31 protein-coding genes and 1 tRNA gene are annotated in these 24,613 nt (G+C 65.0%); 22 read left to right on the top strand and 10 right to left on the bottom strand.

All coding sequences use genetic code 11. From position 1 onward, the window contains the following. Positions 1-243: 243 nt before the first annotated feature. From ACOZ4H_RS14770 to ACOZ4H_RS14785, 4 genes are all read left to right on the top strand, one after another. On the top strand, positions 244-732 hold the full coding sequence (locus ACOZ4H_RS14770; protein ID WP_424329994.1) for a hypothetical protein: 489 nt from the start codon (positions 244-246) through the stop codon (positions 730-732). Next, positions 729-2,621, top strand: coding sequence for a hypothetical protein (locus ACOZ4H_RS14775; protein ID WP_424329995.1), 1,893 nt, complete (start codon positions 729-731; stop codon positions 2,619-2,621). Before ACOZ4H_RS14770 ends, ACOZ4H_RS14775 begins: the two co-directional genes overlap by 4 nt. A gap of 44 nt (positions 2,622-2,665) precedes the next feature. Beyond that, complete coding sequence (gene hpt / locus ACOZ4H_RS14780; RefSeq protein WP_004518711.1) at positions 2,666-3,235, top strand: hypoxanthine/guanine phosphoribosyltransferase; 570 nt, start codon at positions 2,666-2,668, stop codon at positions 3,233-3,235. Between the two features lie 92 nt (positions 3,236-3,327). Beyond that, complete coding sequence (locus ACOZ4H_RS14785; RefSeq protein WP_424329996.1) at positions 3,328-3,804, top strand: hypothetical protein; 477 nt, start codon at positions 3,328-3,330, stop codon at positions 3,802-3,804. A 130-nt stretch (positions 3,805-3,934) separates the two neighbouring features. Here ACOZ4H_RS14785 and ACOZ4H_RS14790 read toward each other — a convergent pair. From ACOZ4H_RS14790 to ACOZ4H_RS14800, 3 genes are all read right to left on the bottom strand, one after another. After that, positions 3,935-4,009, bottom strand: a tRNA-Met gene (locus tag ACOZ4H_RS14790). A 74-nt stretch (positions 4,010-4,083) separates the two neighbouring features. After that, positions 4,084-4,566 (bottom strand): GtrA family protein, encoded by a 483-nt coding sequence (locus ACOZ4H_RS14795; RefSeq protein ID WP_424329997.1) that lies wholly within the window; start codon positions 4,564-4,566, stop codon positions 4,084-4,086. Continuing rightward, complete coding sequence (locus ACOZ4H_RS14800; RefSeq protein ID WP_424329998.1) at positions 4,566-5,333, bottom strand: glycosyltransferase; 768 nt, start codon at positions 5,331-5,333, stop codon at positions 4,566-4,568. Before ACOZ4H_RS14800 ends, ACOZ4H_RS14795 begins: the two co-directional genes overlap by 1 nt. 117 nt (positions 5,334-5,450) lie before the next feature. Between ACOZ4H_RS14800 and ACOZ4H_RS14805 the strand changes: the two genes are divergently transcribed. Next, positions 5,451-7,769 carry a DUF2298 domain-containing protein gene (locus ACOZ4H_RS14805; protein WP_424329999.1) on the top strand — a complete coding sequence of 773 codons (2,319 nt, stop codon included), beginning with the start codon at positions 5,451-5,453 and terminating at the stop codon, positions 7,767-7,769. 39 nt (positions 7,770-7,808) lie between these two features. Here the strand turns inward: ACOZ4H_RS14805 and ACOZ4H_RS14810 are convergent, their stop codons facing one another. Continuing rightward, positions 7,809-8,081 (bottom strand): HAH_0734 family protein, encoded by a 273-nt coding sequence (locus ACOZ4H_RS14810; protein WP_004963583.1) that lies wholly within the window; start codon positions 8,079-8,081, stop codon positions 7,809-7,811. Between the two features lie 185 nt (positions 8,082-8,266). Between ACOZ4H_RS14810 and ACOZ4H_RS14815 the strand changes: the two genes are divergently transcribed. From ACOZ4H_RS14815 to ACOZ4H_RS14845, 7 genes are all read left to right on the top strand, one after another. Then, positions 8,267-8,533, top strand: a complete 267-nt coding sequence (locus ACOZ4H_RS14815) for a hypothetical protein (protein ID WP_424330000.1) — start codon at positions 8,267-8,269, stop codon at positions 8,531-8,533. A gap of 123 nt (positions 8,534-8,656) precedes the next feature. Beyond that, positions 8,657-8,935, top strand: coding sequence for a 50S ribosomal protein L44e (locus tag ACOZ4H_RS14820; protein WP_004593654.1), 279 nt, complete (start codon positions 8,657-8,659; stop codon positions 8,933-8,935). Positions 8,936-8,937: 2 nt separating this feature from the next. Next, positions 8,938-9,111, top strand: coding sequence for a 30S ribosomal protein S27e (locus tag ACOZ4H_RS14825; protein WP_004518703.1), 174 nt, complete (start codon positions 8,938-8,940; stop codon positions 9,109-9,111). A 1-nt stretch (position 9,112) separates the two neighbouring features. Continuing rightward, entirely contained in the window at positions 9,113-9,913 is an 801-nt protein-coding gene (locus tag ACOZ4H_RS14830; protein WP_424330001.1) for a translation initiation factor IF-2 subunit alpha, read from the top strand. A 28-nt stretch (positions 9,914-9,941) separates the two neighbouring features. Beyond that, on the top strand, positions 9,942-10,124 hold the full coding sequence (locus tag ACOZ4H_RS14835; protein ID WP_151146913.1) for an RNA-protein complex protein Nop10: 183 nt from the start codon (positions 9,942-9,944) through the stop codon (positions 10,122-10,124). 5 nt (positions 10,125-10,129) lie between these two features. After that, positions 10,130-10,888, top strand: a complete 759-nt coding sequence (locus ACOZ4H_RS14840) for a proteasome assembly chaperone family protein (RefSeq protein ID WP_424330002.1) — start codon at positions 10,130-10,132, stop codon at positions 10,886-10,888. Between the two features lie 98 nt (positions 10,889-10,986). Continuing rightward, positions 10,987-11,610, top strand: coding sequence for a J domain-containing protein (locus ACOZ4H_RS14845; protein WP_424330003.1), 624 nt, complete (start codon positions 10,987-10,989; stop codon positions 11,608-11,610). Positions 11,611-11,790: 180 nt separating this feature from the next. Here the strand turns inward: ACOZ4H_RS14845 and ACOZ4H_RS14850 are convergent, their stop codons facing one another. Further along, the gene (locus tag ACOZ4H_RS14850; protein WP_424330004.1) at positions 11,791-12,681 is read right to left on the bottom strand and encodes a universal stress protein; all 891 of its coding nucleotides are present in this window, start codon (positions 12,679-12,681) and stop codon (positions 11,791-11,793) included. A gap of 247 nt (positions 12,682-12,928) precedes the next feature. Here ACOZ4H_RS14850 and ACOZ4H_RS14855 point away from each other — a divergent pair, with 247 nt between their 5' ends. Continuing rightward, positions 12,929-13,348 carry a universal stress protein gene (locus ACOZ4H_RS14855; protein ID WP_424330005.1) on the top strand — a complete coding sequence of 140 codons (420 nt, stop codon included), beginning with the start codon at positions 12,929-12,931 and terminating at the stop codon, positions 13,346-13,348. Between the two features lie 99 nt (positions 13,349-13,447). Here the strand turns inward: ACOZ4H_RS14855 and ACOZ4H_RS14860 are convergent, their stop codons facing one another. Further along, entirely contained in the window at positions 13,448-14,461 is a 1,014-nt protein-coding gene (locus ACOZ4H_RS14860) for an alcohol dehydrogenase catalytic domain-containing protein (RefSeq protein ID WP_424330006.1), read from the bottom strand. A gap of 103 nt (positions 14,462-14,564) precedes the next feature. Next, complete coding sequence (locus ACOZ4H_RS14865) at positions 14,565-15,737, bottom strand: threonine synthase (protein ID WP_424330007.1); 1,173 nt, start codon at positions 15,735-15,737, stop codon at positions 14,565-14,567. 83 nt (positions 15,738-15,820) lie between these two features. Here ACOZ4H_RS14865 and ACOZ4H_RS14870 point away from each other — a divergent pair, with 83 nt between their 5' ends. Next, the gene (locus ACOZ4H_RS14870) at positions 15,821-17,074 is read left to right on the top strand and encodes an NAD(P)/FAD-dependent oxidoreductase (RefSeq protein WP_424330008.1); all 1,254 of its coding nucleotides are present in this window, start codon (positions 15,821-15,823) and stop codon (positions 17,072-17,074) included. 37 nt (positions 17,075-17,111) lie between these two features. On the opposite strand, the gene ACOZ4H_RS14875 is transcribed toward ACOZ4H_RS14870, so the two are convergent. Together ACOZ4H_RS14875 and ACOZ4H_RS14880 are read right to left on the bottom strand one after the other, a co-directional pair. Beyond that, positions 17,112-17,267, bottom strand: coding sequence for a hypothetical protein (locus ACOZ4H_RS14875; RefSeq protein WP_424330009.1), 156 nt, complete (start codon positions 17,265-17,267; stop codon positions 17,112-17,114). 37 nt (positions 17,268-17,304) lie between these two features. Then, a complete protein-coding gene (locus ACOZ4H_RS14880; protein ID WP_424330376.1) occupies positions 17,305-17,985 on the bottom strand; it encodes a metallophosphoesterase in 681 nt (226 codons plus the stop codon). A gap of 137 nt (positions 17,986-18,122) precedes the next feature. Here ACOZ4H_RS14880 and ACOZ4H_RS14885 point away from each other — a divergent pair, with 137 nt between their 5' ends. The 8 genes from ACOZ4H_RS14885 to ACOZ4H_RS14920 all read left to right on the top strand — a co-directional run bounded on the left by ACOZ4H_RS14885 (position 18,123) and on the right by ACOZ4H_RS14920 (position 23,900). Beyond that, positions 18,123-18,890, top strand: a complete 768-nt coding sequence (locus ACOZ4H_RS14885; protein WP_424330010.1) for a MarR family transcriptional regulator — start codon at positions 18,123-18,125, stop codon at positions 18,888-18,890. Positions 18,891-18,935: 45 nt separating this feature from the next. After that, on the top strand, positions 18,936-19,091 hold the full coding sequence (locus tag ACOZ4H_RS14890; protein WP_424330011.1) for a hypothetical protein: 156 nt from the start codon (positions 18,936-18,938) through the stop codon (positions 19,089-19,091). Between the two features lie 55 nt (positions 19,092-19,146). Beyond that, positions 19,147-20,310, top strand: coding sequence for a thiolase family protein (locus tag ACOZ4H_RS14895; protein WP_424330012.1), 1,164 nt, complete (start codon positions 19,147-19,149; stop codon positions 20,308-20,310). Between the two features lie 113 nt (positions 20,311-20,423). Further along, complete coding sequence (locus tag ACOZ4H_RS14900) at positions 20,424-21,545, top strand: pyridoxal phosphate-dependent aminotransferase (protein WP_424330013.1); 1,122 nt, start codon at positions 20,424-20,426, stop codon at positions 21,543-21,545. A 202-nt stretch (positions 21,546-21,747) separates the two neighbouring features. Further along, positions 21,748-22,026, top strand: a complete 279-nt coding sequence (locus tag ACOZ4H_RS14905) for an ArsR/SmtB family transcription factor (RefSeq protein WP_004593670.1) — start codon at positions 21,748-21,750, stop codon at positions 22,024-22,026. Positions 22,027-22,078: 52 nt separating this feature from the next. Further along, positions 22,079-22,375, top strand: a complete 297-nt coding sequence (locus ACOZ4H_RS14910) for a hypothetical protein (protein WP_129756083.1) — start codon at positions 22,079-22,081, stop codon at positions 22,373-22,375. A gap of 126 nt (positions 22,376-22,501) precedes the next feature. Continuing rightward, a complete protein-coding gene (locus ACOZ4H_RS14915) occupies positions 22,502-22,735 on the top strand; it encodes a DUF2249 domain-containing protein (RefSeq protein WP_424330014.1) in 234 nt (77 codons plus the stop codon). A 1-nt stretch (position 22,736) separates the two neighbouring features. Next, complete coding sequence (locus ACOZ4H_RS14920; protein ID WP_424330015.1) at positions 22,737-23,900, top strand: hypothetical protein; 1,164 nt, start codon at positions 22,737-22,739, stop codon at positions 23,898-23,900. 15 nt (positions 23,901-23,915) lie between these two features. On the opposite strand, the gene ACOZ4H_RS14925 is transcribed toward ACOZ4H_RS14920, so the two are convergent. After that, the gene (locus ACOZ4H_RS14925; protein ID WP_424330016.1) at positions 23,916-24,563 is read right to left on the bottom strand and encodes a helix-turn-helix domain-containing protein; all 648 of its coding nucleotides are present in this window, start codon (positions 24,561-24,563) and stop codon (positions 23,916-23,918) included. Positions 24,564-24,613: the final 50 nt, after the last annotated feature.

Here is a 24,613-nt window from a genome sequence, read left to right on the forward strand (position 1 = left end):
CGTTATCTTACTACTGATTTTGCATGGCCAGAAAGCCTCGAGGCGCCAGGCTACTGCGACTCGCTGCGCTCCTCGCTGCTGCAGTGCTTACGTCATCTCAAACATCCAATTTTTCGCCCATTCCGATAGGGATCGGGCAACTCACTCTGAGGACTTCTCCTTGTGCCAGAAGCGCCAACCCAGAATCAAACACGAGAACCCGTCACGATACTTTTATTGCCAGATATCTAGTGACTGGTAACGATGGAAAGAACGCGGGCTGTAATCATTAGTGTGACAGCCATTATACTCTGCGTCACACTCCTTTCCGGCCCGCTGGTCCCCGGCGTCACGCTGGCAACGGAACCAGAACCAGTGGCACTCGAATCGGGCAACGTCACGGTTTCCACAGTCGAAATGCCGGACGAAGTAACGCTTGAGAAAGGGTCCTACGGCGCGGCGAGCTACTACCTCAACGCGCCGCCGGTCCGCATACAGTTCTCGAATCGCACCGGACGGCCGACACTCGTCTACGAACTCACAATCGAGGAACTGCGCTACACACGGACGACGAATCATTTTCTGGACGACTCGACCGGTGATACATACGAACTGACGCTGGCGTCGGACACGTTCACCGACGCGGAGATAGAGCGCGAGCGGTACAACGGCACCGTGACCGTGAGCAAGCGCGACGGGTCGGGCCACGGCGTGGTTGCGACGCGCAACGTCACGATATCGGTGGTCGAATGACAGCGACAGAGTTTGTGGGGCGTCTCCGACAGCGGACGACCGCGCTGTCGAACACTCGCGGGACAATGTATTCGGTGCTGTTCGGCGACCAGATCGGCCTGACCGTGTTTCTCGCGACGGTCGTACTGTTCGGGCTGCTGTGGCGGACGGCGTTCCTGATAAACGATTCCTACACGCTGGCGAATGGGTTGTACAGCCTCTCGAACGGACAGCTAGCGATGACTGAACCGGCCTACGGTCCCGGGCTGGAGACGCCAGGGGCGAGCAGCTACGGCGGCCAGTGGTACGCGCGCAACTACGGCGTCATCGTGCTCTCGTTACCGGCCGTATTTGTGCTCGATCTGCTCACCGCCGTCGTCGAACTCCGCATCGCGCTGGTCGCGCTCTGGTCGCTCGCACTGTTGGCGCTGGCGGTCCAGGGCAGTCACTTCACTGGCAGCGACTGGGTCCTCTACGGCGGCAGCGTCGGTGTTTTAGGGCTGTTCGGGCTGAACGTCGCGCTGGCACAGCCACTCGACACCGGTCGAATCCATCTGTACGCGCTGCAACTGACGCATCTCCTCATTGCGGCGTTCACACCGGTGGTTCTCTATCGGCTCCTCAGACGGATGCAGACGCGTCGGCTGGGGCTCCTGAGCGCTGTTGTGCTCACAGCCGGGACGCCGCTGGCGTTCTGGGCGTCTGTGCCGAAGCGCCACGCCGTCACCGGAACGGTGGTCGTCTGCATCGCCTACTGCCTCTATCGGAGCCGCAAGCCAACGGACGGGGCAGTTATTTCGCAGCGGCAGACATTCCGTGTGCTAGCCTACGCATTGGTGGGACTGTACGCCTGGGTACACGCTCCGGAGGCGCTACTGCTCTGTGTCGCCCTGGCGCTGGTCGATATCCCGACAGCCCAGGACAACAGCCCCCGGACGCTCGCTCGTATCGGCGTCTTCTTCGCTCTCTCCCTGCTGCCGTTCATAATCACTAATATCGCCATCTCCGGGTCTCCGATCAAACCCCCGAGACTGATTTCCGGTGGTGGCTCCCTCGGCGGAAATGCGGCGAGCAGCGCCACCGGTGGGGGAAGCGGCGGGTCCAGTGGGTTGTTCACGCCGCTGGCACCCCTGTTCGGTGTCGTCGAAAGCGGAATGAGACCACTGTTGCTGCTGGGCGGGGAACTCGTTTCGGGACTCGAAACACTCCGGCAGCAACCAGACGACGTGTATCACGCGTTCGTCCGGTCAGGAAGCGCGAGCGGCGCGCTCGATAACGCCGGAGAGGAATCCGTCAACCTCTCATTGCTGGAATCCGCGCCGGTTCTCGCTGCTATGCTCGGTGCGCTCCCAGTCGTCCAACGGCTACGTTTGCCATCGTCGATGGCTGCCCGGACGCTCAGCGCCGACCGCGTCGTGGACGCGTTCGCGATAACCGCGTTCGTCGGCGTCGTCCTGCTGTACACCAGCCGCTTACCCCTGCACGCACAGGTGACTGCCCGGTATCTGTTCCCGCTCTACCCACTCGGCGTGTATCTGTTCATGCGGCTCCCAGCGGTACGCGGGAGTCTCACCGATCATTGGCACGTGTTCCTCTGGACAGTGGCGGGTACAGTGTTACTCGGCGGGCAAATGACCCTGGTTTTCGTTGCGCTGACGGTGAACGGCATCGGCGAGGCGTTCCAGTTGCACGCGCTGCTTGCGCTTGGGATCGCTGTCCCGCTCGGTATCTGGACGTTGCGTGGTCGCTCCGAAGGGGTAGCTGGGCAGGCCGGGGCAGTGCTGCTCGGTGCTGCAACGGGCGTGACGACTGTGTTCCTACTACTGACGAGCATCGAATACTACGCGCTGGGTGATGCGCACCTCCTGCCGATGATGCGAGCGCTCGGTGAGTTGCTGGCGCTCTACTGAGTCGGTGACGGAGAATTTTAGTACGGGCTTGTAGTACCGCCAGCATGGACCGACTCAAGAAGTCCCTGCTCGAGGCGCCAATTATCGAGAAGGAAGGCTATCACTACTTCGTCCACCCCATCAGCGACGGGGTCCCGATGCTTCGACCGGAACTTCTGCGCGAGATCGTCATCAAAATCATTCGGAAGGCTGAGCTCGACGACGTCGACAAGATCGTCACACCGGCGGCGATGGGTATCCACATTTCCACAGCCGTGTCGCTGATGACCGACATCCCGCTCGTCGTCGTCCGCAAGCGCCAGTACGGACTCGACGGCGAGGTATCGCTGTCGCAGGTGACCGGCTACTCCGAGAGCGAGATGTACGTCAACGACGTGTACGAGGGCGATCAGGTGCTCGTCCTCGACGACGTGCTCTCGACCGGCGGGACGCTGGCCGGGCTCACGGGCGCGCTCGAAGACATCGGCGCGGACATCCGTGACATCGTCTGTGTCATCAAGAAAGCCGACGGGACGAACAAGCTCGACGAAGCGGGATACGACGCCAAGACGCTGATCAACGTCCAAGTCATCGACGGCGAGGTCACCATCGTCGACGAGCACGGCGACGATTAGGACGCCCCCTGAGACGAGTATCGTAGGGAATCGAAAGCAGCCCGACAGTAATTGCACTATAGTTACAAGAATTCGGATCGATACTGGCTGTTGTGTCCCCCTCCATTCGGTCCCTCGCGAAAGATTTCGCCGCACTGTTCAGTTCGCTTGTTCTGCTCGGACCTCTAGCGCTCGGGTTGCTCGTCGGCGCGGGCAGGATCGTTGTCGGATTAACGGGGCTTACGGTCCCGAACTCGATAGGAATCCTTGGTTTCGGTGTGGCCGGGCTGCTGGCACTCCGGCTTGCGCTGGAGGGCGCGATGATCCAGCGCCATGGACTCGATGAGATAGACCGCGGTAGCGCATTCCAGCGCACTGCCCGGCATCTGTTGGTCATGGGCACCGCGCTCGCCGGACTCGTTGTCTCGGTCCGGTTTCTAGCGCTGTCGCTCCCGTGGGCAATCGAGACCCGGAACACGCCGGCACAGATACTCGGCGGCCTGCTCGTCGTCGCACTGGTCGCCACACTGTACCGGACACTCACAGCGGCCAGAGATGGATATCTACGCAGCGGCGAAAACCGACAATAAGGGACTGAAAGCGGGTCTAGGCAAGAGGTAGATCTGAACCGCGTTCACGTCGCTCTCGTTGGTCGCTCGTGACCGTCTTCAAATCTACTGGACGATCTCAGTCGCTCACGGATTCGTGAGCGACAGAATATAGCGGGAGGTAGATTTGAACTACCGATCTGCGGGTTATGAGCCCGCCGGAATCTCCTGGCTATCCCATCCCGCTACCTTCTCGTAGTCCGGTCCCCTCATTAAGGGTTGTGATTCGAGTGCCGTCCGTGAGTTAGTAACGCGCTATGCTCACTCGTCCGCGTGGACCTGCCACGTGAAGAGGCTCTCGGCAACATAGTTGACCAGCATCGCGACCCCAATCGCGAGTGGGCTCGCAGCGATGAACCACAGGTCCGTCCCGGCGACGACGAGGTGGATCGACAGCCACTGCGTGAGCAGCCAGTACACGGCCAATTGCACCGCGACGCCGCCGGACCGGACTAGATGCGATTTGCCGAGCCGTTTGGCGAACGAGCGGCGGCCGGTCTCACCCTGGCCCGCGAACGTCCAGTGTTCGTTGACCAGAAACATCACGAGGATTGCCGTTTCGACGCCGGCGGCTTTGGCCCACATGTCGCTGACGCCGAAGGCCAGACCGAGCACGGCGAGGACGGTGTTGTCGCTGATCGCGCCGACGACGCCGACGGAGACGAACTGACCGAACCGGACGCCGGAGACCAGCGACTCGAACCGGTCCGGGACGACGCGTCGTACCTGTTGTTCGATGTCCATCATCGGTCCTTATCGATCAGGGCGGTCGGTTCGTCAAGATGTTCTGCCAAGGCCGTGTGGAACCCGTCGTCCCGCAATTGCTTCGACCGGTGGCGAGCCGTCAGCAGTGCCTCGAGCAGATCTATCGACGTTCGTATCGGCGACACCGTCGAGCCGGGCTTGTCCTCCCACTCTATCGGTACCTCTTCGATGCGCAGGCCCAGCGCCGCCGTGATGGCGATTAGTTCAACGTCCCACGCGAAACCGGGCTCGTACAGGTGGTCGCGGACGCGCTCCCAGGCGGCCGCGTCGATGGCTTTTGCACCGCACTGGTAGTCGTACAGCCTCGCGTCGAGCAACTGGCCGGCGAGCCACGCGAAGCCGTCGCCGAGGAACCGGCGGGCGAACGTCTGGTGGGTGGCGACCGTGGCGTCCGGGTGGCGGCGAGAGCCCACAGCGAGGTCCGTTCGGCCGTCGGTGACCGGGTCCAGTATCCGTTCGAACGAGTGGACCGGTGTCGACCCGTCCGCGTCGACGAAGGCCAGCACGTCGGTGTCTAACCGCTCGAAGCCGGCGGTTATCGCTGCGCCCTTTCCGCGACGGTACGGGACGGCGTGGACTTCGACCGGCAGCGAGCGGAGTTGTGTGGGAACGCCGTCCCGGGGCGCATCGAGTTCGACAACGATGGTCTGCGGAGCGAGGGCATCGTCGATGGCGGCGATATAGGTCCCGAGCTGATCTGTGTCGGGACGGTAGGCTGGGAGGACAACCCCGACGGAACGCGACATTGGCGAGTAGTGGGACAGGCGGAAGTAAAAACAGTTCGAAGCTACCGGTCCATAGTCAGTTGATAAGTCCGGAAGCAACGAAAAAGCGTATAGGCCAGCGAACCAGTCCCTTCAGTGATGGAATACGGGCTCCTCGCCACCTGGCTCGCCCTCTACCTCCTGTTACTGTACGCTGGCGGGACCGTCGCTGGACTGCTGTTCCCCCGCTTCGCCGACCGCGGAGTCGCCTTCGGCGTCCCGGTCGCCGTCTCGGTACTGTGGCTGGTCACCTATTTCGTCGGTCGCCTCTCGCTGACGGTCGGTGTCTGGTTCGGTGTCGTCGTTCTCGCCGTGAGTACGCTGGCTGTCCGGCGGATTGACGGCGGACCGGACGCCCGAGCGTACGCCGAGACGGCCGGCGTGTTCACGGTCGCGTTCCTGTTTCTCGTCGGCATCAGAGCGCTTGACCCCGGGATCGTCCCCATCGGCGGCGAGAAGTTCCTCGATTTCGGATTGTTGCAGTCGCTGGTGCGGGCCGACAGCCTCCCGCTAGAGGACATGTGGTTCGCCGGCGAACCGGTCGCGTACTACTACGGCGGGCACCTCATTGCGGCAATTCTCACCAGGATCACGGGAACGGCCGGCCAGTTCGCGTACAATCTCGCGCTGGCGGGCTTTTACGCGACGCTGGTCACGGCGGCGTACGGACTGGCCGGCGCTGTCGCGAGCGAACGCGGCCTCCCGCGACGGCTGGCCGCCGGCCTCACGGCGTTCTGCGTCGGCATCGCGAGCAATCTGTCGACGCCTGCAAAGTTCGTTATCTGGCTTCTACCCGATGGGCCGGGCCGGACAGTTGCCGAGCGGGCCGGCTACGAACTGGAGGGGCTCGCGGCGGGGCCGGACTCGTTCAGCTACTGGGACGCGAGCCGCGTCATCGAGGACAGCGCGGCCGATTTCGGGACGTACGAGCCCGGCGCTGCGCTGGTCATCGACGAGTTCCCGCTGTTTTCCTGGCTCAACGGCGACATGCACGCCCACATGATGAGCACGGGCTTCCTGTTGCTCGCCGCCGCGCTCTGTTTCAGCTACTACCAGACGCCGGCCGCCGAACGCCGGCGGCGGCTCGCGCTGCTTTTCGGCGCGCTCCCGGCCGTCGCCGGCATCATGGCCGTGACGAACACGTGGTCGTTCCCGTCGATGGGTGGGCTGGCCCTGCTGACGGTCACCGTCGCGCCGGCCGACCCGACGACGCTCCTGCCGGAACACGTCGGACGTCGACTCCGTCTGAACGGGCCGGGTCGAGAGGGGGTCCGAGTCGGGATGGGGCTGGCCGTGGCCGGCGGCGTCCTCGTGCTGGGACTCCTCTGGTCGCTCCCGTTCTGGCTCGGCCCGGCGAGCGGACGCCAGATTGCCGTCCTGCCCGACCGGACCTCGCTGCTGGAGCTGCTGGCCGTCCACGGCCTGTTCGTCGCCCCGTTCTGGCTGTACCTGTACGCCCAGACCGGCCGCGCCGTCGGGCGGGACACGGCCCGAGTCGTCGGTCTGGCGGCCGTCGGAACGGCGGCGCTGGCGGCGACGCTCGACGTCGCGGCGGTGGGCCTGCTCGCTCCTCTGCTGGTCGGCGCGTGGCTGTTCGCCCGCTCGCCGACGCTCGACCGCACCGTCGACGCGGTTCCGGCGCTGGCCGACGGCGGCGACCGGCCCGTCGGCTTCGAGGCCGTGCTGATTCTCGCCGGTGCGGGCCTGGTCCTGCTGGTCGAGTTCGTCTTCGTCAGGGAAAACATCGGCCGGATGAACACCGTCTTCAAGACGTACATGCAGGTATGGGTGCTCTGGGGGGTCGCCGCCGGCCCCGTGCTGGCGTGGCTGCTCGCCCGCTGGCGGCCGGCCGACGAGCGGGCACGAGCGTGGGTCCACACCGGCGTCCGAGCGTTCGTCGCCCTGCTGGTCTGTTCGGCGTCGCTGTACGGCGTGTTCGCCCTCTCGAACCACGTCGAGTACGCCGGCGACCCGACGCTGGACGGACTGGCGTACCTCGACGACGACCACCCTGCGGAAGCCGAGGCGATCCGGTGGCTCGATGCGACGACGGAGGGCCGACCGACCATCGTCACGGCCGCGCCCGCGGGCTACCAGTGGGACGCCGCCGAAGGCGAGGGGGCGAGCGCGCCGTCGAGCCTGACCGGACTGCCGACCGTCGCGGGCTGGACCCACGAAGCTCAGTACCGCAACGACACGGTGTACGACCGGCGCGTCAACGACGTGGCGACGATTTACACGGGCGAGCCGGCCGAGCAGCGTCGCCTCCTCGAAGCCTACGACGTGCGCTACGTCTACGTCGGCCCCGCAGAGCGGGCCCGCTACGACGACGTGACGGTCGACCAGCTACAGGGCGTTACCGTGGCGAAACGGACCGACGGCGTCACCATCTACCGGGTCCGGCCGGCGCGGTTCTGAGAAGGGAAAAGCGGGACGATACAGCGGCCGTGGGGCCGTTCAGGACTCGGCGTTCGGCGGCGCGCGCTCGCGGAGGACGGTGACGGCCTCGGCCTCGATGTCGTCCGTGTCCAGGTGCATCGGGATGTACTCCTGCGTTTTGAACGTCTCTTCCTCGTCCTCCGAGCCGATGGTACACCAGAGCTGTGGCCGGTCCGGCCCGTGCCAGTCGCCCTGCCGCGAGACCGAGAACACCTCGTACTCCTCGTCCTCGTACTCGATGCGGCCGCCCTTTCGCAGCCCCGGATCACCGTGGATGATGAGCTTCTTCATGCCCGTTCCTTTGCCAACAGCGTACTTAGTGACTTCGAAGGCGACTGCGACACAGCGCGCCAACCGACAGGGGCGACGAGCTGTTCACCTGTGACTAGAATGTCCTTATACTCTATCGGATAGTGTTTAGATGGTTAACATCCTGGTAGCGGAGATTTATATATTGGAAGCGATGACAGTCGTGTATGTTGAAACAACAGCAGCGGTCGTGCGAGCGGGCCTCGGTCGTGGTCAGCCCGATGGGCGATGACGGACGAATGGAGCTCCGTGACGTCGAAGCCGACGAAATCTACGAGGTCGTGGACTACGTCGACGACGAACTGGCAAAGAAACTGGGATCGCTCGCTGCCGGCGAAGCGGTGAATCTCGAACTGGTGGCCGGGGCAGGCGCGGCGGACGTGTTCGGCGCGGTCCGAATCGAATCGACCGGTCCCTCCGCGCGGTTCCAATAGCCTGCCACAGGACAGCGGGTGTTGGCGTCGGGCGTACAGACACGGGGAGTGGGGGCGGCTGGCAGGTGCGAACCAAACGGGTTTTAAGCGGTCACGTCAAATCGCTCGGTAAGGCCGATATCTATGCAGATGCCACGACGATTCAATACGTACTGTCCGCACTGTAACGAGCACCAGGAACACGAGGTCGAGAAGGTCCGCAGCGGCCGCCAGACGGGCATGAAGTGGATCGACCGCCAGCGCGAGCGCAACTCCGGTATCGGGAACGACGGTAAGTTCTCGAAGGTCCCGGGTGGCGACAAGCCCACCAAGAAGACGGACCTCAAGTACCGCTGTGGCGAGTGTGGGAAGGCCCACCTCCGCGAAGGATGGCGCGCCGGCCGACTGGAGTTCCAGGAGTAACGATGGCAGGAAGCTTCATCACCGTCGAATGCCCCGACTGCGAGAACGAACAGACCCTCTTCGAGAAGGCCGCGAGCGAAGTTTCGTGTGCCGTCTGTGGCCACACTATCGCCCGCCCGACGGGCGGCAAGGCCGACATCGAAGGCGAAGTGACCGCCGTCGTCGAGGCCCGATAGGATGAAATACAGCGGCTGGCCCGAACCGGGCGAACTCGTCGTCGGGAAGATCGACGAGATCGAGGACTTCGGCGTGTTCGTCGACCTCGACGAGTACGAGGGCAAACGCGGCCTCTGTCACATCTCCGAGGTCGCCAGCGGATGGATCAAGAACGTCCGCGACCACGTCAACGAAGGGCAGACAGTCGTTGCCAAAGTGCTTGACGTCGACGAGAGCGCCCAGCAGATCGACCTCTCGATCAAGGACGTCAACGACCACCAGCGAAAGGAGAAGATCCAGGAGTGGAAAAACGAGCAGAAGGCCGACAACTGGATGGAACTGGCCTTCGGCGAGGACCTGGACGACGAGACCTACGCCGCTATCGCCAACGAACTACTGGCGGAGTTCGGCTCGATGTACGACGGGTTCGAGTCGGCGGCGATCCACGGCAACGACGCCCTCGAAGACGTCGACCTCTCCGAGGAGGAGATCGACGCTATCGTCCAGACCGCCCGGAACAACGTCTCCGTGCCGTACGTACAGGTCACCGGCTACGTCGACCTGTCCTGTCCCGAAAGCGATGGCGTCGACGTCATCAAGGAAGCGCTCCAGGCCGCGGAGGGCAACGGCGAGGTCCCCGACGAGATCGAACTCGAAGTGACCTACGTCGGCTCGCCCGAGTACCGCATCCAGGTGCAAGCGCCCGACTACAAGACCGCCGAGGACGCGCTCGAAGAGAGCGCCGACCGCGCCGCGAAGGTCGTCGAGCAACACGGTGGAACGGGACAGTTCCACCGCGAGCGTAGCGAAGAAGACGAGTAAGCCGCCGCTGACGGTCGATTTACAACCGATGAAATCGGATATCCGCGTCTGTGCCGCCTGGGAGTCAGAACACGACCGGCCGGTGTACACGCTGGGTGACACCTGTCCGGACTGCGGGGGCGAGGCGGTCAACAGCGCACCCGCGCCGTTCTCGCCCGAGGACAGCTACGGCGAGTATCGACGTTCTCTTAAGCGCCGCAGCCGCGAATAAGCCGTATGGACGAATTCGACATCGAGCGCGTAGCGGACCCCGACCTCGACGAGCCGGTACTGGTCGAGGGCTTGCCCGGCGTCGGCCACGTCGGCAAACTCGCCGCAGAGCACCTGCTTGAGGAGCTCGAGAGCGAGCTCGTCCGCCGCGTCTACTCGACGCATTTCCCACCGCAGGTCAGCATCGATGAGGGCCAGGCACAACTCGCCTGCGCCGAGTTCCACGCTGTCACGCCAGAGGAGGGCCAGGACCTGCTCGTACTCTCCGGGGACCACCAGGCCCAGGACAACGAGGGCCACTACGGCCTGACCGACACGTTCCTCGACATCGCCGACGAGTTCGGCGTTCAGCGGGTGTTCGCCCTCGGCGGCGTCCCGACCGGCGAACTCATCGAGGAGTACGACGTGCTCGGTGCGACGACGACCGAGGGCTTCAGGGAGACGCTGGAGGACGCTGGCGTGGCTTTCCGCGAGGACGAACCGGCCGGCGGCATCGTCGGCGTCTCCGGCCTGCTGCTCGGCCTGAGCAAACGCCGCGACGTGCCGGCCAGTTGTCTCATGGGCGAAACGTCGGGCTACCTGGTCGACCCCAAGAGCGCGCAGGCCGTCCTCGAAATCCTCCAGGAAGTCATCGGGTTCGAGGTAGACTACAGTTCCCTGGAGGACCGCGCCGACGAGATGGAGGAGGTCGTCCGGAAAATCCAGGAGATGGAACAGCAGAACTCCCCGTCGCCCGCCGACGAAGACCTCAGATACATCGGCTGAGACGGATTGGTGTAACTGTGTCCCGGTATTCGCCGATTTCGGGGTCGGTGTTGCCGGAGAGCGGGAATTTCTTTACCACTGGACCCTAACATGGGGCTGTGCAGACACAACCGGGCGTCCTACCGGAGTGGCTGGTCCTCGGGCTCGTCTTAGGTGTTGCCGGGAGCCTCGTCGTCGCCGGGCTGTTTGTCCTCGCGAATCGCGTGTTTCCGGCCGAGCGGCCGAACCGACAGGCGACCGACGGGGGTGAGATGCGGCGCCGGGCGGAGCTCCGCGAGTACCTCACCGCCATCGACGAGCAGTTCGCCGAGAACCACTTCGTCGAGGGGCAACACGTCGCGTTCTACCTGCCGAAACGGGACGTGGCGATCACGTTCGACGCCCGGGCGTACTACCGCATCGAGCGGTCGCCGACCGTCCCCGTACTGGTCGAACACGAGATGCCGGGCGTCTATCTCGGCGCACGCCTCCCCTTCGAAACGCCTGAAGTCAACCTGGGCCCGGACCCCGAGGAGAAACCACACCCGACAGTGCAGGCGTTCAGCGAACTGGGCCTCACGCAGAGCGCGTCGCTGGACGACGTGAAATCGGCCTACCGCGAGCGCGTCAAGGAGGTCCACCCGGACCACGGCGGCAACGAGGACGAGTTCAAGCGCGTCCGAAAGGCGTACACAACTGCGAAACAGCACGCGTCCGGTGCGTCGAGACAGCGGGCGTCGTAAGGAGTCAGACAGCGGTTCTCGAACTCGTTGTTCGGCGAGGATCGGTCGATACAGGGCACGCACCCCACGAGAAGTAGTCACTTATCTAATCTCTGAGAACGCTGTGCTAGATGCAGAACAGATGTTCGTCGGGTATCGACAGGCGATGGCTGACCGGCGGGCGCTAGCCCCGAAATAGTGTCACTGCATCGGGACACAACAGACCGGTACAGCCGCATTACGTACCACGGTCTCGGTGACGCTGCCGGTCAGATATCGCGTGAGGCCGGATCGGCCGTGTGTTCCCATCGCGATGAGGTCGATATCGTGTTCTTCGCTGTAGGAGAGGATCGTGCGTGCAGCCGGACCACTTGCGATATTGCCTGCGACACTGACATCGGCCGCTCGGGCACGCTCATGGACCGTCTCGAGTGCCTCCTGGCCGGTTTGCTCAAGTGCGTCGTGAATCTCTGCTGACCCCTCAGCGCCGCCGAACCGACTCGTATCGACAGAATACACCGTGTGTATCGTCGCGTCATACACCTCGGCTAGGGTAATCCCCCACTCTATCGCGAGTTCTGCACCCTCGCTGCCGTCGGTCGGGAGGAGAATGTTTTCGTACTGATGATCGCCGATTTCGACGATGTCCCCGTCCGGAGTTACCGTGACAATCGGGACATCTGCGGTCCGGAGAGTCTTTTCCGCAACACTCCCGAGTACAACCCGTTCGAACCCTGTCCGCCCCTGCGTGCCCATGACGATGAGATCGATGTCGTGGGTATCGACATAGTCGTTGATCGTCTGGAACGGGATACCCGATTCGACAGCGGTGGTGATTTGACCAGAGAGATGTGTCCGAGCAAGTCTCGCGACGGAATCCACCGCCTGCTCGGCCTCCTCTTCGAGGAGACGCTCTCGGTCGGTCTGTCCATCAGAATTCAGTTCCGGTTCGATGTCACGGGAGTCAACCGCTGACAGTACGTGGAGGTCGGCACCGATTGTGGCAGCGAGATCGATTCCTCGCCGGGCGCCTATCCGTGCCCCGTCACTGCCGTCGGTCGGCACGAGAATCGAGTTGATCGTTCGGCTCATGGACACAGTTTGATACGCTATTGATTTAACACTACGTTCGATTCTCACCACGATGGAGCATCGTGCATTTGAGAACCGCTGTCTTATGCGGCATACGTGCGCCGCATCTTGCACGCCTCGTTCAACCTACACAGAGTATATCAAAAGACTGTTGATAAGGTGCGCGTTCAGCGGCCGGTAGTAATACGTTGCTTATTCCAGAACAAGCGCACCACCATTTTATCCACAGCCTGACCGTAGTCACGATATGATCTCACAGATCCTCGTTCCGATGGACGACTCGGAGATGGCCCAGCGAGCGCTCAGGTACGCCCTCGAGAACCATCCCGACGCGGAGATTACTGTCTTGCACGTCGTGGGCGGACCGTCACCGTGGGGAGGAGCAGCCACGTCACTTGCCCTTGAGGAAGACATCGAAGCGGCCGCCGAGGAGCGTGCGGAGGAGGTATTCGATGACGCTCGGGAGATCGCCGCCGAGTACGATGTCGAAATCACCACCGAGGTTCAACTGGGACATCCAGCTCGGGCGGTTTTGAATAGAGCCGACGACTTCGATGCGGTCGTACTCGGAACCCACGGCGGCTCGTTGGCTGATCGACTGGTCGTCGGGAACGTCGCCCAGAAAGTGTTCCGTAACTCGCCCGTTCCTGTCATCGTCGCTCGGTGAGCGGCGGCGACTGAAGCCGATGGATCGACGGCCTCGTATTTGCCCGGCGTTCACCCGCAATCAGTCCGATGAATCACCTTCCGCGGATCATGGGGGTGACTACGGCGTCACGACGAGCTTCCCGACGCTATCGCGGTCCTGCATTGCTGCAAACGCCGCGCCAGTCTCTTCGAGCGGGTACGTCGCCTCGATTTCCGGGGTGAGTTTACCGTCTGCGACGAGACCCACGATCCGCTCTAGGTCGCCCTGCGTCCCCATCGTACTCCCGATGACTCGTTTGTGGCCGAGGAACAGGTCGGGGATATCGATCTCGGATGTGCCACCGGCGGTCCGTCCACAGATCGCCATCCGGCCGCCGCGTCGGAGGACATCCAGGCCGAGCTGCGTGTACTCGCCCCCGAGGTGATTAAGCACGCCGTCGACCGGCCCGATATCGGTAACTGCTGCCCGGATCTCGTCCGGGTCGGTGCTCTCGATGGCGTAGTCTAGGCCGAGCGATTCGACACGTTCCAGTTTCGTCTGTGAGGACGAGGTCCCCACGCTCTGAGCACCGAGAACACTCGCGAGTTGCACGCCTGCAACGCCGACACCGCCAGTTACGCCCGGGATGAACACCAGGTCGCCCGGTCCGGCGTCGATCCGGCGGAGCATGTGGAAGGCAGTCATATAGGCCGTCGGAAGCGCGGCCGCGTCGACCGTTCCCACGCCGTCGGGGAGCCTGACGAGGCGGTCGGCCCGGACGCGGGCCGCCTCGGCGAGGCCACCGTGGTACAGCGAGAAGTTCTCACAGAGGTTCTCCGGGCCCTCACGGCAGTAGCGACACGTCCCGCAGGTCTCGTTCGGACAGAGTACCACTCGGTCACCAGGTTCGAGAGCGGTAACGCCCTCGCCCACGGCGTCGACGGTCCCGGCGACGTCGAGGCCGCTGACGAACGGCAGGTCATCCGTGTCGACCATCGCGGAATCGCCTTCGAGAATCCAGAGGTCGTGGCGGTTGATGGCACACGCCTCGACGGAGACCACCGCCTCGCCGCGTTCGGGTTCAGGGGTCGGTTGGTTGCTGATCGAGACGCCGTCCGGGCCAGTGAGTTCGCTGAACGCTGCGACGCGCATCACGCCAGTGTTGGGCCAGAATCGTATAAACAACACCGAAGGGTGGGATACCTGCCTGATCGACGGCGGTATCGGATTCGCCTTCAGTCAGCCGACCGGTCTCTCAGATACCCTGGCTCATGAGGTGACTGCGCAACAGGTCCGCCTCCTTGCTCCCGGCGACGGGGTTCACGAGGACGACGACGTCGTCATCGTCGAAAGCCCCCTCGTCAGCCAGCGCTCTCGCGCCGGCGATTGCCGTTCCCCCGGTCGCGCCGGTCTCCGGTCCCATCTCGCAGCCGTCGACGGCACCGGCCAGGATGTCCTTGTCCGAGACGGCGATACCGTCGCCGCCCGAGCGGTCGAGCGAGTCGAGTGCCGCAGCGCCGGCGGCGGGGTCGGGCACCTCCAGCGGGCCGACGATAGTGTCGGGGTGCTCGATGGTGGCCGGTTCGCTCGCCCCCTCGCGTGCGGCGTCGGCGATGGCGGCCGTCGAGTCCGGCTGTGCGGCGTAGGTTCGCGGCACTGAGTCCGTGAGCCCGCTGTCGGTCGCTGCCCGAAAGCCGCGTTCGAGACCGACGAGCGTCTCGCCGTGGCCGGTGGGGTGAACAACCGCGTCTGGGGCCGTCCATTCGAGGTCGTCGATCACCTCGAACGCGACGGATTTGGCTCCCTCGATTCGGAAGGGGTGGCCGGGCGCGACCGTAACCCAGCCGTCAGACGCCTCGGCCAGTTCCTCGTCGAAAGCCGAGACGGCGTCGTCGTACCGCCCCTCGACGACGCGCATGTCGCCGCCGTGGACGTTCACCATCGCCTTGTTGAGAAACGGGCATCGCGAGGGGACGAAGCCCTTCGATTCGATGTTCGCGCGGGCCGCGTAAGCGGCGTTGGCCTGCGCGCCGTTGCCGGTCGATGGCGTCACGACGCGCTCGGCCCCGCGCCGGGCGGCAGCAGTGACCGAGAGCGAGAGCTTACGATCGCCCAGTGAGGCCGTCGGATTGCGCCCCTCGTCTTTGACGTACACCGAGTCGACGCCGAGTTCCCCGGCCAGGTCCGGGACCGGGACCAGCGGCGTCGCCCCTTCGCCGAGCGTCACCGTCGCGTCCTGCGGGAAAGGCCGAAGAGATTCGTACCGGCTGGGGCCCGTCGTGTGGGGCAGCGCTTCGGGCGTCAGATCGGGGACGTCGTAGTCGCCGACGAGAATCCCGCCGCAGTCGGGACAGCGGTCGGTCGTGCTGTCGGTTTCCTCGCCACACGCCGTGCAGATGAGGCCGCGAAACGCCGCAGTCGTCTCCATGTCTTCCCTTGCGGACGGGACAACCAAGTGTGGTCCGGTCCCGCTTCAGCACGCTCTTGTCCCGGGCGGCCGAACCGGAAGGTATGACAGATGTCGTCGTCGCTGGGGGCGGGCTCGCCGGACTGGTCGCCGCCCGGCACCTGGCCGAGTCGGGCCGAGATGTGACGGTCTTCGAGCAGCGCTCGGACGTGGGTGGCCGCGTCCGGACGACCCGCGAGGACGGCTACACCTTCGACCGCGGGTTTCAGGTCATGTTCACCGCCTACCCCGCGGCGAAGCGCGAACTCGACATCGAGGCGCTGGCTCCGCGGACGTTCACGCCGGGGGCCACTATCGCCAGCCCGAACCACCGTTCGGTGCTGTCGGACCCGCTCCGGAACCCTTCTGCAGCACCACAGACGCTGCTCAACACGGACGTTCGCACGGCCGACAAGCTCAGGCTGTTCCGGCTCCAGCGCGAACTGGCCAACGTCGAGCCCGTCGAACTGCTCTCCCGTGGCGGGCGGACCATCCGGGAGTACCTCGCCGACTACGGGTTCTCACAGCGGTTCGTCGAGCGGTTCGCCGCGCCGTTCTACGGCGGCATCACGCTCGACCGCTCACTGGGAACGGACAGCAGCATCTTCGAGTACACCTACAAGATGCTGAGCGAGGGCGAGATATTCGTCCCCGCCGACGGGATGCAGGCGATGCCGCGCCAGCTCGCCGACCGTGCCCGCTCGGCGGGCGCGACCATCGAAACCGATGCGGCCGTAACGGACCTAGAGACCCACGACGGCGAGGTCACTGCCGAGGTAGGAAGCGAGACAGTGACGGCCGAGAGCGCCGTCGTCGCGACGGACCCGCAGACGGCGGCTGAGTTGACGGACATCGACGCCATCCCGACCGAGCCCGTCGGCTGTGTCACCCAGTACTTCGCGCTCCCGACAAACCGCGCGCCGACGACCGGACAGCGTATCATCCTCAACGCGGCGGACGACCGACCGAACACCGTCGCGCCGCTGTCGGCCGTCGCCAGCGAGTACGCGCCCGCTGGGATGGAGTTGTACAGCGCCACGTTCCTCGGAACCCCGGAGGAAGACGACGCGGAACTGGCCGCGGAGGTCCGTGACGCGCTTCGGTCGTGGTATCCGAACGCGAGCTTCGAGGCGCTGGAACTGCTCCGGACCGACCGGGTCCCGTTCTCACAGTTCGCCCAGCCGCCGGGGTATCGGGATTCGCTGCCGGACCCGACATCCCCGGGCGGGAACGCCGTCCTGGCCGGCGATTACACCCGCTGGTCGTCGATACAGGGCGCGCTGGAAAGCGGCAAGGTCGCCGCTGATCTGCTTCGGTGAGCGAAAAAGCCGAGCGCGTCGGCCGGGCTGCGACGGTCTATGCGGCCGGACCGCCGCTATTCGTGTTTCCCTCGTGGTCGTGTCCCTCCCCCTCAAGGACTTCCGAGACATACTTTATGGTCGCGAAGTACAGCAGCACCAGCGAGAGCAGCGTAATCGCGATGAGACCCAGCGCGATTTCTGTCTGAACCATATTCCAGCGTCCACCGTCGCGGGTCAAATACTTACCGTTATAGCATGCGACGGAACTCACCCAGCGGCGGGAACGACAGGGTCTCGCGCCCGCTCTCGTCCCAGACCACCGGCTCCAATCGGTCGGCGTCGGTGACAAGCGGGGACTGGAAGTCACTGGCGCGCATCTCGTTGACCTCGACGCCGGCGTTCAGCCTGTTGAACGACGGGAGCATCACCACGTCGCTGCCGCGGTACTGGCCGCTCCCGACGAGATAGCAGGGTTGGCGCTGCCCCTCGATGGAAATGGTGGGATGGTCGTGCCCGACGACGTAGCGGTCGGCATCGACCTCCGGGGGTTCGTGGCCGTGACAGACGACCGTCTCACCGACGCAGTATTCCGTCTCGGTCGGGCCGTCCCACACGCTGTCGAGCATCGTGTCGTGGTTGCCCGGCGTCACGAGCAGGCGCGCACCGGTCTGCTGGCACGCGCTTTTGAGCCCTGCAACGGTACTCTCGACCGACCGGGGGACGGTCTGGAACGAGTGGAGGAGGTCACCGGCGACGACGACTTCGTCGGGGCTGTGGCGTTCGACGAGCGACCGGAACCGCTGGACCATGTCCGAGCCGGACCCGACGGGGAGTTCGAGGGTCCCGCCAGTACCCCGGCCGACGTGGAGGTCCGCGACGACGAGCGTCCCGTCGAGCAGCAGCGCCCGGTCGTCGTAACTGGCTGTCATCGCCGTGGGATCGGCGCTGGCGACGGTTATATTGTCGGTCACGGCGACGCTCGCATCGCGGGTGCCACGGCCACAGGCGAATATCCAGGCCTGACGGTGTCGGTGGTATTTTTACCTGTGACTCCCGTGACTCTGGTATGGTCGACGTCCTGGAGAACAAGCGGGCCGCGACGCGGTTTCGGGTCCTCGTGGAGATCGCCGAGCGCCAGCCCGCGGTGAGTCAGGGCGAAATCGCCGAGGCCGTCGGCGTGACGAGTCAGGCCGTCAGCGAGTACATCCGGGAACTCGTCGACGACGGGTTAGTCGAGAAGGAAGGGCGGTCGCGCTATCGCGTCACCAAGGAGGGCGTCGACTGGGTGTTCCAGTCCGCCACCGACGTGCGCCGGTTCGCCGACCACGTCACCGACGACGTGCTCGGCAGTGTCCAAGAGGATGCCGCCATCGCCACGGCGGACCTGGCGGAAGGCGAGACGGTAACGCTCTCGCTGTCGGACGGCCTGTTACACGCCGATCCCGGCGGCGGCGACGCGACGGGCGTGACGACGACGAGCGCCGCGGAAGGCGAAGTCGTCGGCGTCACCGGTTTCGAGGGCGTCATCGACCTCGACCCCGGCCACGTCAGCGTGATACAGGTCCCGCCGGTCCGGTCGGGGCCGGTCGAGAACGTCGACGACATCGCCGCGGCTTGTGCGGATGTCCCCATCGTCACCGCCGCGGGCGTCGAGGCCGTCGTCGCGCTTCGCAACGCCGACATCGAGCCGACGACGCACTTCGCGGCGGGCGAGGTGGCCGCCGACGCCGCGTCCCGGGGGCTCGACGCCGTCGTCGTCGCAACACAGGACACTGTCGGGCGCGTGACCGACGCGCTCCGGGACGCGAGCGTCGACTACGACGTGACACAGTAGCCCGGAGTAGCGGGACTTTTCCGGTCGGCTGCCGTCAGTACAGCCATGAGCGAGCAGGAGATTCACGACGCCGTCGAAGCGTTTCTGAATGAGGCCGACGACGCCTACGGCGAGTACGAGCAGGGGTACACCGACGCTGACGCGACACTCCGACGGCTGGAAACGGCCATCGAGGAACTACGGACGGCGACCGAGGAGTAGAACGGCGTCCGACGTCGGGCGAACAGTATTGTGGGATTGGGTTCATGTAATCCGTATGACCGATGTGGTTCTGGTCGACGGCGCACGCACCGCACACGGTGAACTGCTCGGCGGGCTCTCGGGGCGAAGCGCCGTCGAACTGGGCGGTGCGACCGTCGAAGGACTGCTCAACCGGACCAGCGTCGACGAGGACGGCGTCGACTGGATCGGCCTCGGAAACGCCGTACAGGCGGGCGTCGGCCAGGTGCCAGCCAGACAGGTCGTCGTCGAATCGCCGCTACCTGACGATGTCGCCGCGACGACGCTGAACGAGGCGTCGGGGTCGGGACTGCGGGCGATCACGACCGCCGCCGACCGCATCGAGGCCGGTCGGGCGTCGGTGTGTCTCGCCGGCGGCATGGAGTCGATGTCGAACGCGCCGTATCTCGTGCCGGACATGCGCGGCGGCCGCCGGCACGGGAACAGCGAACTCGTCGACGCGATGATCTGGGATTCGCTGTGGGACAAACACTACGACGCCCACATGGGCGCGCTGACGGAGGAGATCGCCGCCGAGCACGACATCAGCCGCGAGGCACAGGACGAGTACGCCCGGCGGAGCAACCACCGGGCCGGCGAGGCCATCCAGTCAGGTAAGTTCACAGAAGAACTCGTCCCGGTGGAAACGGCGGACGGCCTCGTGACAGAGGACGAGGGGCCGCGGCCGGACACGACGCTGGATCGGCTGGCGTCGCTCCCGCCGGCCTTCGAAGAGGGGGGCACCATCACCGCCGGGAACGCCTCGAAGCTCTCCGACGGCGCGGGCGCGGTGGTGCTCGCCGACGCCGAGACAGTCGAGCGTGAGGGACTGGGACCGATGGCCCACGTCGAGGACTACGCCGTCGCCTACCGCGACCCGGCGGAGTTCTCTATCGCCGTCCGGGACGTGGTCGCAAAACTGCTCGACCGGAACGACCTCGCGGTCGCCGACGTGGACCACTTCGAACTTAACGAGGCCTTCGCCGCCCAGATGGTGTACGTCGCCGACGAACTCAATATTCCCGCCGAGAAGCACAACCCGCTGGGCGGCGCGGTGGCACTGGGCCACCCAATCGGGGCCAGCGGCGGCATCCTCACGACGACGCTGCTGTACGCGATGGAGCGGGAGGACCATCACCGCGGAATCGTTGGGATGAGCGTCGGCGGTGGCGGCGCGATTGCGATGTCCGTAGTCCGGTAGGCCCCACCAGCGGCGAGGCGAGTGAGCGTCGGCGGTGGCGGCGCGATTGCGATGTCTGTGGTTCGCTAACGGAATCGGGAAGAATTATCGGGCCGGCCCACCCCAGAGAGAGTATGACTGGATTCTCCCGACGGGTCGAGCAGGTATCGATCTCGGGCATCCGCGAAGTGTTCGAAGCGGCGGGCGAGGACGCCATCAACCTCGGGCTGGGCCAGCCGGACTTCCCGACGCCGGAGCACGCCCGCCAGGCAGCCATCAAGGCGATTCAGGCCGGAAAAGTCGACGCCTACACGTCGAACAAGGGGACCGAAGAGCTCCGGGAAGCCATCGCCGCCAAGCACGAGCGAGACAACGACCTCGACGTCGACCCCGGGGACATCATCGCCACCTCGGGCGGGAGCGAGGCGCTGCACATCGCGCTGGAGGCCCACGTCGACGAGGGGCAGGAGGTCATCTTCCCGGACCCGGGGTTCGTCTCCTACGACGCGCTGACCCATCTGGCCGGGGGGACGCCGCGACCGGTCCCGCTGCGCGAGGACCTCACGATGGCCCCGGAGACGGTGGAGGAGGCCATCACCGACGACACGGCGGCCTTTGTCGTGAACTCGCCCGCAAACCCGACCGGGGCGGTCCAGCCGCCCGAGGACATGCGGGAGTTCGCCCGCATCGCCGACGAGCACGACGTGCTGTGTATCTCCGACGAGGTGTACGAACACCAGGTGTTCGAGGGCGAGCACCGCTCGCCGGCGGAGTTCAGCGACACGGGCAACGTCGTCGTCGTCAACGCCTGCTCGAAGGCCTACTCGATGACGGGCTGGCGGCTCGGCTGGGTCACCGGCTCCACCGACCGCATCGAGCGGATGCTCCGGGTCCACCAGTACGCCCAGGCCTGTGCGTCCGCGCCGGCCCAGTACGCCGCCGAGGCGGCGCTGACCGGCCCACAGGACCCCGTCGCGGAGATGCGCGACGCCTTCCAGGAGCGCCGTGACGTGCTGCTCGACGGCCTCGAAGAGATGGGGCTGGACTGCCCGACGCCCAAGGGCGCGTTCTACGCGATGCCGAAGGTCCCCGACGGCTGGGTGGACGAAGTCATCGACCGCGGGGTCGTGGTCGTCCCCGGCGACGCCTTCGGCGAGCACGGCGCGGGCTACGCCCGTATCTCCTACGCGACGGACATGGAGACGCTGAAGGAGGCCATCGGGATCATGGCCGACGCGACTGAGGCGCTCCGCTGAGTAGCTGGCGGTGGCGGCCGACGCGGACAGTCGCCCCGAAATTGGAACAGTCTCGGAAGAGAGTGCGAAGAAACGCTTTATCCGTCGGCTGTCTGTACTCCCGTATCCCAACGTGGTACATGCATCCGAGTCCAGTGCGCCTTTCGGCGGGGAGAGACAGGACTATACGACCGGCAGACGCAGGTCCCGGGAGGACAGTGGGATGGAGAAAGCGCTCTGGTACCTGCTGACGGCGACGCGCGGCGGCGCCAACCGGGCGCGTATCATCGACGCTCTCTCGGACCGACCGATGAACGCCAACGAACTCGCCGACGAACTCGACGTGGGCTACAAGACCATCAGACATCACATGGAACAGCTAGAGGACCACGACGTGGTCGAATCAGGCGACGAGGAGTACGCCAAACTCTACTTCCTGACCGACCGGTTCGACAACTACCGGGATACCTTCGAGGAGATCGTGGAGAAGATGGACGAATGACGGGCAGAATCATCGGCCAGGCTGCGACCGGCAGGCAGGAGGGACGGCGCTGATGGCGATGGGACCGCTCATCACTGCCGCGGCAGCGCTTGCGGGGCTCAACGTCCTATTGCTGCTCCCGCTGCTTGGCGTCTGGGTCCGTAACTACGCAACGTTCCGGACGGGACTCGTCGCCGGCCTCATCGCCTTCGCCGTCGCGATGCTCGCCGAGAACGCCATCGCCGTCTACTTCTTTTTCTCGATGCAGAGCTTCTACGCCGGCGACCAACACGTCCAGCAGGCCGTGCTGGTCCTGCGCTCGCTGCAGTTCGTCGCGATTGCCGGACTGAGCTACACCACGCTACGGTAGCGCGATACCAGGAGTAACGCAGTTGTATTGGCGATCTGTTCGGCCTCGTATCACGGCTACTGTACCGCCATGGAGTCGAACACGTTCGGGACAAGTGCCTGACTGGCGGGGACCGTTAACCGACGTATGAGCACAGATCATCAGGAGTCGGTACAGGAACTCGACGTTCGGGACGTTGACGGGGAACCGTTCGAACAGATCATGAACGCCCTCGACTCCGTCAGCGAGAGCGAGGCGCTCCGGTTGGTGAACAGTTTCGAGCCGGTGCCACTGTACGACGTACTCTCGAAAAAGGGGTACCAGTACGACACGGAACAGGTCGCCGACGAGGAGTGGCACGTCACAATCCGGTCGGAGTGAGATGCGTCCCGGGCGCGCCTCGCGGTGGTTCGTCACCGCCAGCGCGCTGTTTTTCGTCGGCTTCCACGCCGCAATGGCGGTCGCCGCGCCCCGCCGGATCGTCGTCACGCTCGGTCTGTACGGGTTCGTCCTGCACGTCCTGTTCGGGAAGGCCTACGCGCTCGTGCCGTCGTACTTCGACCGGGACCTCGCGTGGGAATCTGGGCCGGCAGTCCAGTTCCCGCTATCAGTCCTCGGAACAACAGGGCTAGCGCTCGCACCGCTCGGTCCACCGTGGCTCCGACCGGTCGGAACCACGCTCTGGGCAGGCGGCGTCGCGGTGTTTCTCGGGACGCTGGGGTGGACGATTCGTGACAACGTCACCGGCTCGGCGACGGGGACCGGCGGCGCGAACGCCCATCGGGAACCGGTCGACCGAACCGCCAACGTCGCGGTCCCGATAGCGCTCGGCTACCTCGCATTCGCCGCGGGTGGCGCGCTCGCCACGGCTGTTGGCTTCGAGTCGATTCTCCCACAGCAACTCTCGCACCTGCTCGCTGCAGGGACGGCGGCGCTGTTCGTCTTCGGCGTCGGTTTCCGGCTGTTTCCCCGGTTCCTGGTCGCTGAAGCGCCGCGACCAGTCGTTACGGTGGTCATCGCTGCCGGCGCTGGCGGTCCCGCGCTGCTTGCCTTCGGGCTGTTCGACCCCGAACTCCTCCTTGTCGGTGGCGTCATCGAAGCTGTCGCAGTCGTTGGATTCGTACTGTCGTATATCGTTCTCTTCCTGCGGTCGGAGCGCCGCCGCGTCGGGTTCTACGCGGTGCTGTTGGCGGTCGTGGCCGGGGTCGTCGGTATCGGACTCGGACTGGTTCTCGCCGTAACCGGTCGGAGTCCGGCGCTGGTCACCGCACACTATCGGGCGATGCTGGCGGGCTTTCTCGGACTCACCGTGGTCGGGGCAGCGTTCCAGTTTTACCCGCCATCGGTCGGCGTCTGGCCCTACGCGGATGACCGGACGGCGCTGGTGTCGATTGGACTGCTCGGCGGCGGACTCGGCATGCAGCTGATCGGTCTCATCGGCCGGTTCGGTTGGGCGACATCCGTCGGCACGGCGGCTGGAGCCCTCGGCGCACTCCTCTACACGTATCTCCTGTTAGCGGCGTTCGCTCGCCGATGGAAGCAGTAGCGACGCGCTGCGGGCCTACTCCGCGATGATGCTGTCGAGCAGTTTCGTCTGGGCGGCGGCGAGGTGTTCCGCGAACGTCGAAACGGAGATATCCAGTTCTGTCGCCACGTCGCCGGCGTTGGCCCCCTTCGGATACTCGAAGTACCCCATCTCGACGGCCGTTTCGAGCACTTCCTGCTGTCGGTCGGTGAGCTGGCTTCGGTCGACCAGGATCGAATCCACCGGGTCCACGTCGCCGTTTCGCCGCATCGACCGGAGCGAGACACCGTCGTACAGTTCTTTCAGCCGCGTCACGATGGCACGCACCCGATCAACGTCGGGAGCGTGAAAGGTCAGGTAGAGCTGGCCGTCCTCAGCGCGGATATCCGCGACCGGACAGTCATAGGTTTCGACCGCCTCGCAGACGCACTCAGTTCGCGACCGCGTGAACTGATAGCGGGCCCCGTTTCCCGTGGCGAATACTTTGTCCATATCGCCCCGTGCCTCGACTGCCGCTTCGTCAGTGCCCGTCGCGGTGAACTCTTCGATGATCTGCCCGTCTGCATCTGGGCTGCTTCGGGCGACATCGGTCACGGCCGCGCCCGCCTCGTCCGAGACGCTTGCCACCGGACAGGCCCCAGGGGCGTCAACCGACAGCTCCACTCTAATGCCGGAGTCGCTCATGTAAGATACTGTGACACCACATTACAAAACGGGAGAGGCGCGTTCCCACG

This window comes from Haloarcula amylolytica, from assembly GCF_049705545.1.
Lineage (GTDB): Archaea > Halobacteriota > Halobacteria > Halobacteriales > Haloarculaceae > Haloarcula > Haloarcula amylolytica_B.

What these genes read in the sequence shown, in the direction of transcription:
- ACOZ4H_RS14815 (WP_424330000.1), top strand. Translation starts at nt 8,267, where the DNA reads ATGTTGAAACAACAGCAGCGGTCGTGCGAGCGGGCCTCGGTCGTGGTC.
- ACOZ4H_RS14875 (WP_424330009.1), bottom strand. Translation starts at nt 17,267, where the DNA reads ATGGTTCAGACAGAAATCGCGCTGGGTCTCATCGCGATTACGCTGCTC.
- ACOZ4H_RS14865 (WP_424330007.1), bottom strand. Translation starts at nt 15,737, where the DNA reads ATGGAGACGACTGCGGCGTTTCGCGGCCTCATCTGCACGGCGTGTGGC.
- ACOZ4H_RS14895 (WP_424330012.1), top strand. Translation starts at nt 19,147, where the DNA reads ATGACCGATGTGGTTCTGGTCGACGGCGCACGCACCGCACACGGTGAA.
- ACOZ4H_RS14795 (WP_424329997.1), bottom strand. Translation starts at nt 4,566, where the DNA reads ATGGACATCGAACAACAGGTACGACGCGTCGTCCCGGACCGGTTCGAG.
- hpt (WP_004518711.1), top strand. Translation starts at nt 2,666, where the DNA reads ATGGACCGACTCAAGAAGTCCCTGCTCGAGGCGCCAATTATCGAGAAG.
- ACOZ4H_RS14800 (WP_424329998.1), bottom strand. Translation starts at nt 5,333, where the DNA reads ATGTCGCGTTCCGTCGGGGTTGTCCTCCCAGCCTACCGTCCCGACACA.
- ACOZ4H_RS14805 (WP_424329999.1), top strand. Translation starts at nt 5,451, where the DNA reads ATGGAATACGGGCTCCTCGCCACCTGGCTCGCCCTCTACCTCCTGTTA.
- ACOZ4H_RS14905 (WP_004593670.1), top strand. Translation starts at nt 21,748, where the DNA reads ATGGAGAAAGCGCTCTGGTACCTGCTGACGGCGACGCGCGGCGGCGCC.
- ACOZ4H_RS14835 (WP_151146913.1), top strand. Translation starts at nt 9,942, where the DNA reads ATGAAATCGGATATCCGCGTCTGTGCCGCCTGGGAGTCAGAACACGAC.
- ACOZ4H_RS14915 (WP_424330014.1), top strand. Translation starts at nt 22,502, where the DNA reads ATGAGCACAGATCATCAGGAGTCGGTACAGGAACTCGACGTTCGGGAC.
- ACOZ4H_RS14870 (WP_424330008.1), top strand. Translation starts at nt 15,821, where the DNA reads ATGACAGATGTCGTCGTCGCTGGGGGCGGGCTCGCCGGACTGGTCGCC.
- ACOZ4H_RS14825 (WP_004518703.1), top strand. Translation starts at nt 8,938, where the DNA reads ATGGCAGGAAGCTTCATCACCGTCGAATGCCCCGACTGCGAGAACGAA.
- ACOZ4H_RS14910 (WP_129756083.1), top strand. Translation starts at nt 22,079, where the DNA reads ATGGCGATGGGACCGCTCATCACTGCCGCGGCAGCGCTTGCGGGGCTC.
- ACOZ4H_RS14925 (WP_424330016.1), bottom strand. Translation starts at nt 24,563, where the DNA reads ATGAGCGACTCCGGCATTAGAGTGGAGCTGTCGGTTGACGCCCCTGGG.
- ACOZ4H_RS14920 (WP_424330015.1), top strand. Translation starts at nt 22,737, where the DNA reads ATGCGTCCCGGGCGCGCCTCGCGGTGGTTCGTCACCGCCAGCGCGCTG.
- ACOZ4H_RS14880 (WP_424330376.1), bottom strand. Translation starts at nt 17,985, where the DNA reads ATGACAGCCAGTTACGACGACCGGGCGCTGCTGCTCGACGGGACGCTC.
- ACOZ4H_RS14840 (WP_424330002.1), top strand. Translation starts at nt 10,130, where the DNA reads ATGGACGAATTCGACATCGAGCGCGTAGCGGACCCCGACCTCGACGAG.
- ACOZ4H_RS14900 (WP_424330013.1), top strand. Translation starts at nt 20,424, where the DNA reads ATGACTGGATTCTCCCGACGGGTCGAGCAGGTATCGATCTCGGGCATC.
- ACOZ4H_RS14775 (WP_424329995.1), top strand. Translation starts at nt 729, where the DNA reads ATGACAGCGACAGAGTTTGTGGGGCGTCTCCGACAGCGGACGACCGCG.
- ACOZ4H_RS14890 (WP_424330011.1), top strand. Translation starts at nt 18,936, where the DNA reads ATGAGCGAGCAGGAGATTCACGACGCCGTCGAAGCGTTTCTGAATGAG.
- ACOZ4H_RS14850 (WP_424330004.1), bottom strand. Translation starts at nt 12,681, where the DNA reads ATGAGCCGAACGATCAACTCGATTCTCGTGCCGACCGACGGCAGTGAC.
- ACOZ4H_RS14885 (WP_424330010.1), top strand. Translation starts at nt 18,123, where the DNA reads ATGGTCGACGTCCTGGAGAACAAGCGGGCCGCGACGCGGTTTCGGGTC.
- ACOZ4H_RS14855 (WP_424330005.1), top strand. Translation starts at nt 12,929, where the DNA reads ATGATCTCACAGATCCTCGTTCCGATGGACGACTCGGAGATGGCCCAG.
- ACOZ4H_RS14770 (WP_424329994.1), top strand. Translation starts at nt 244, where the DNA reads ATGGAAAGAACGCGGGCTGTAATCATTAGTGTGACAGCCATTATACTC.
- ACOZ4H_RS14810 (WP_004963583.1), bottom strand. Translation starts at nt 8,081, where the DNA reads ATGAAGAAGCTCATCATCCACGGTGATCCGGGGCTGCGAAAGGGCGGC.
- ACOZ4H_RS14820 (WP_004593654.1), top strand. Translation starts at nt 8,657, where the DNA reads ATGCAGATGCCACGACGATTCAATACGTACTGTCCGCACTGTAACGAG.
- ACOZ4H_RS14860 (WP_424330006.1), bottom strand. Translation starts at nt 14,461, where the DNA reads ATGCGCGTCGCAGCGTTCAGCGAACTCACTGGCCCGGACGGCGTCTCG.
- ACOZ4H_RS14830 (WP_424330001.1), top strand. Translation starts at nt 9,113, where the DNA reads ATGAAATACAGCGGCTGGCCCGAACCGGGCGAACTCGTCGTCGGGAAG.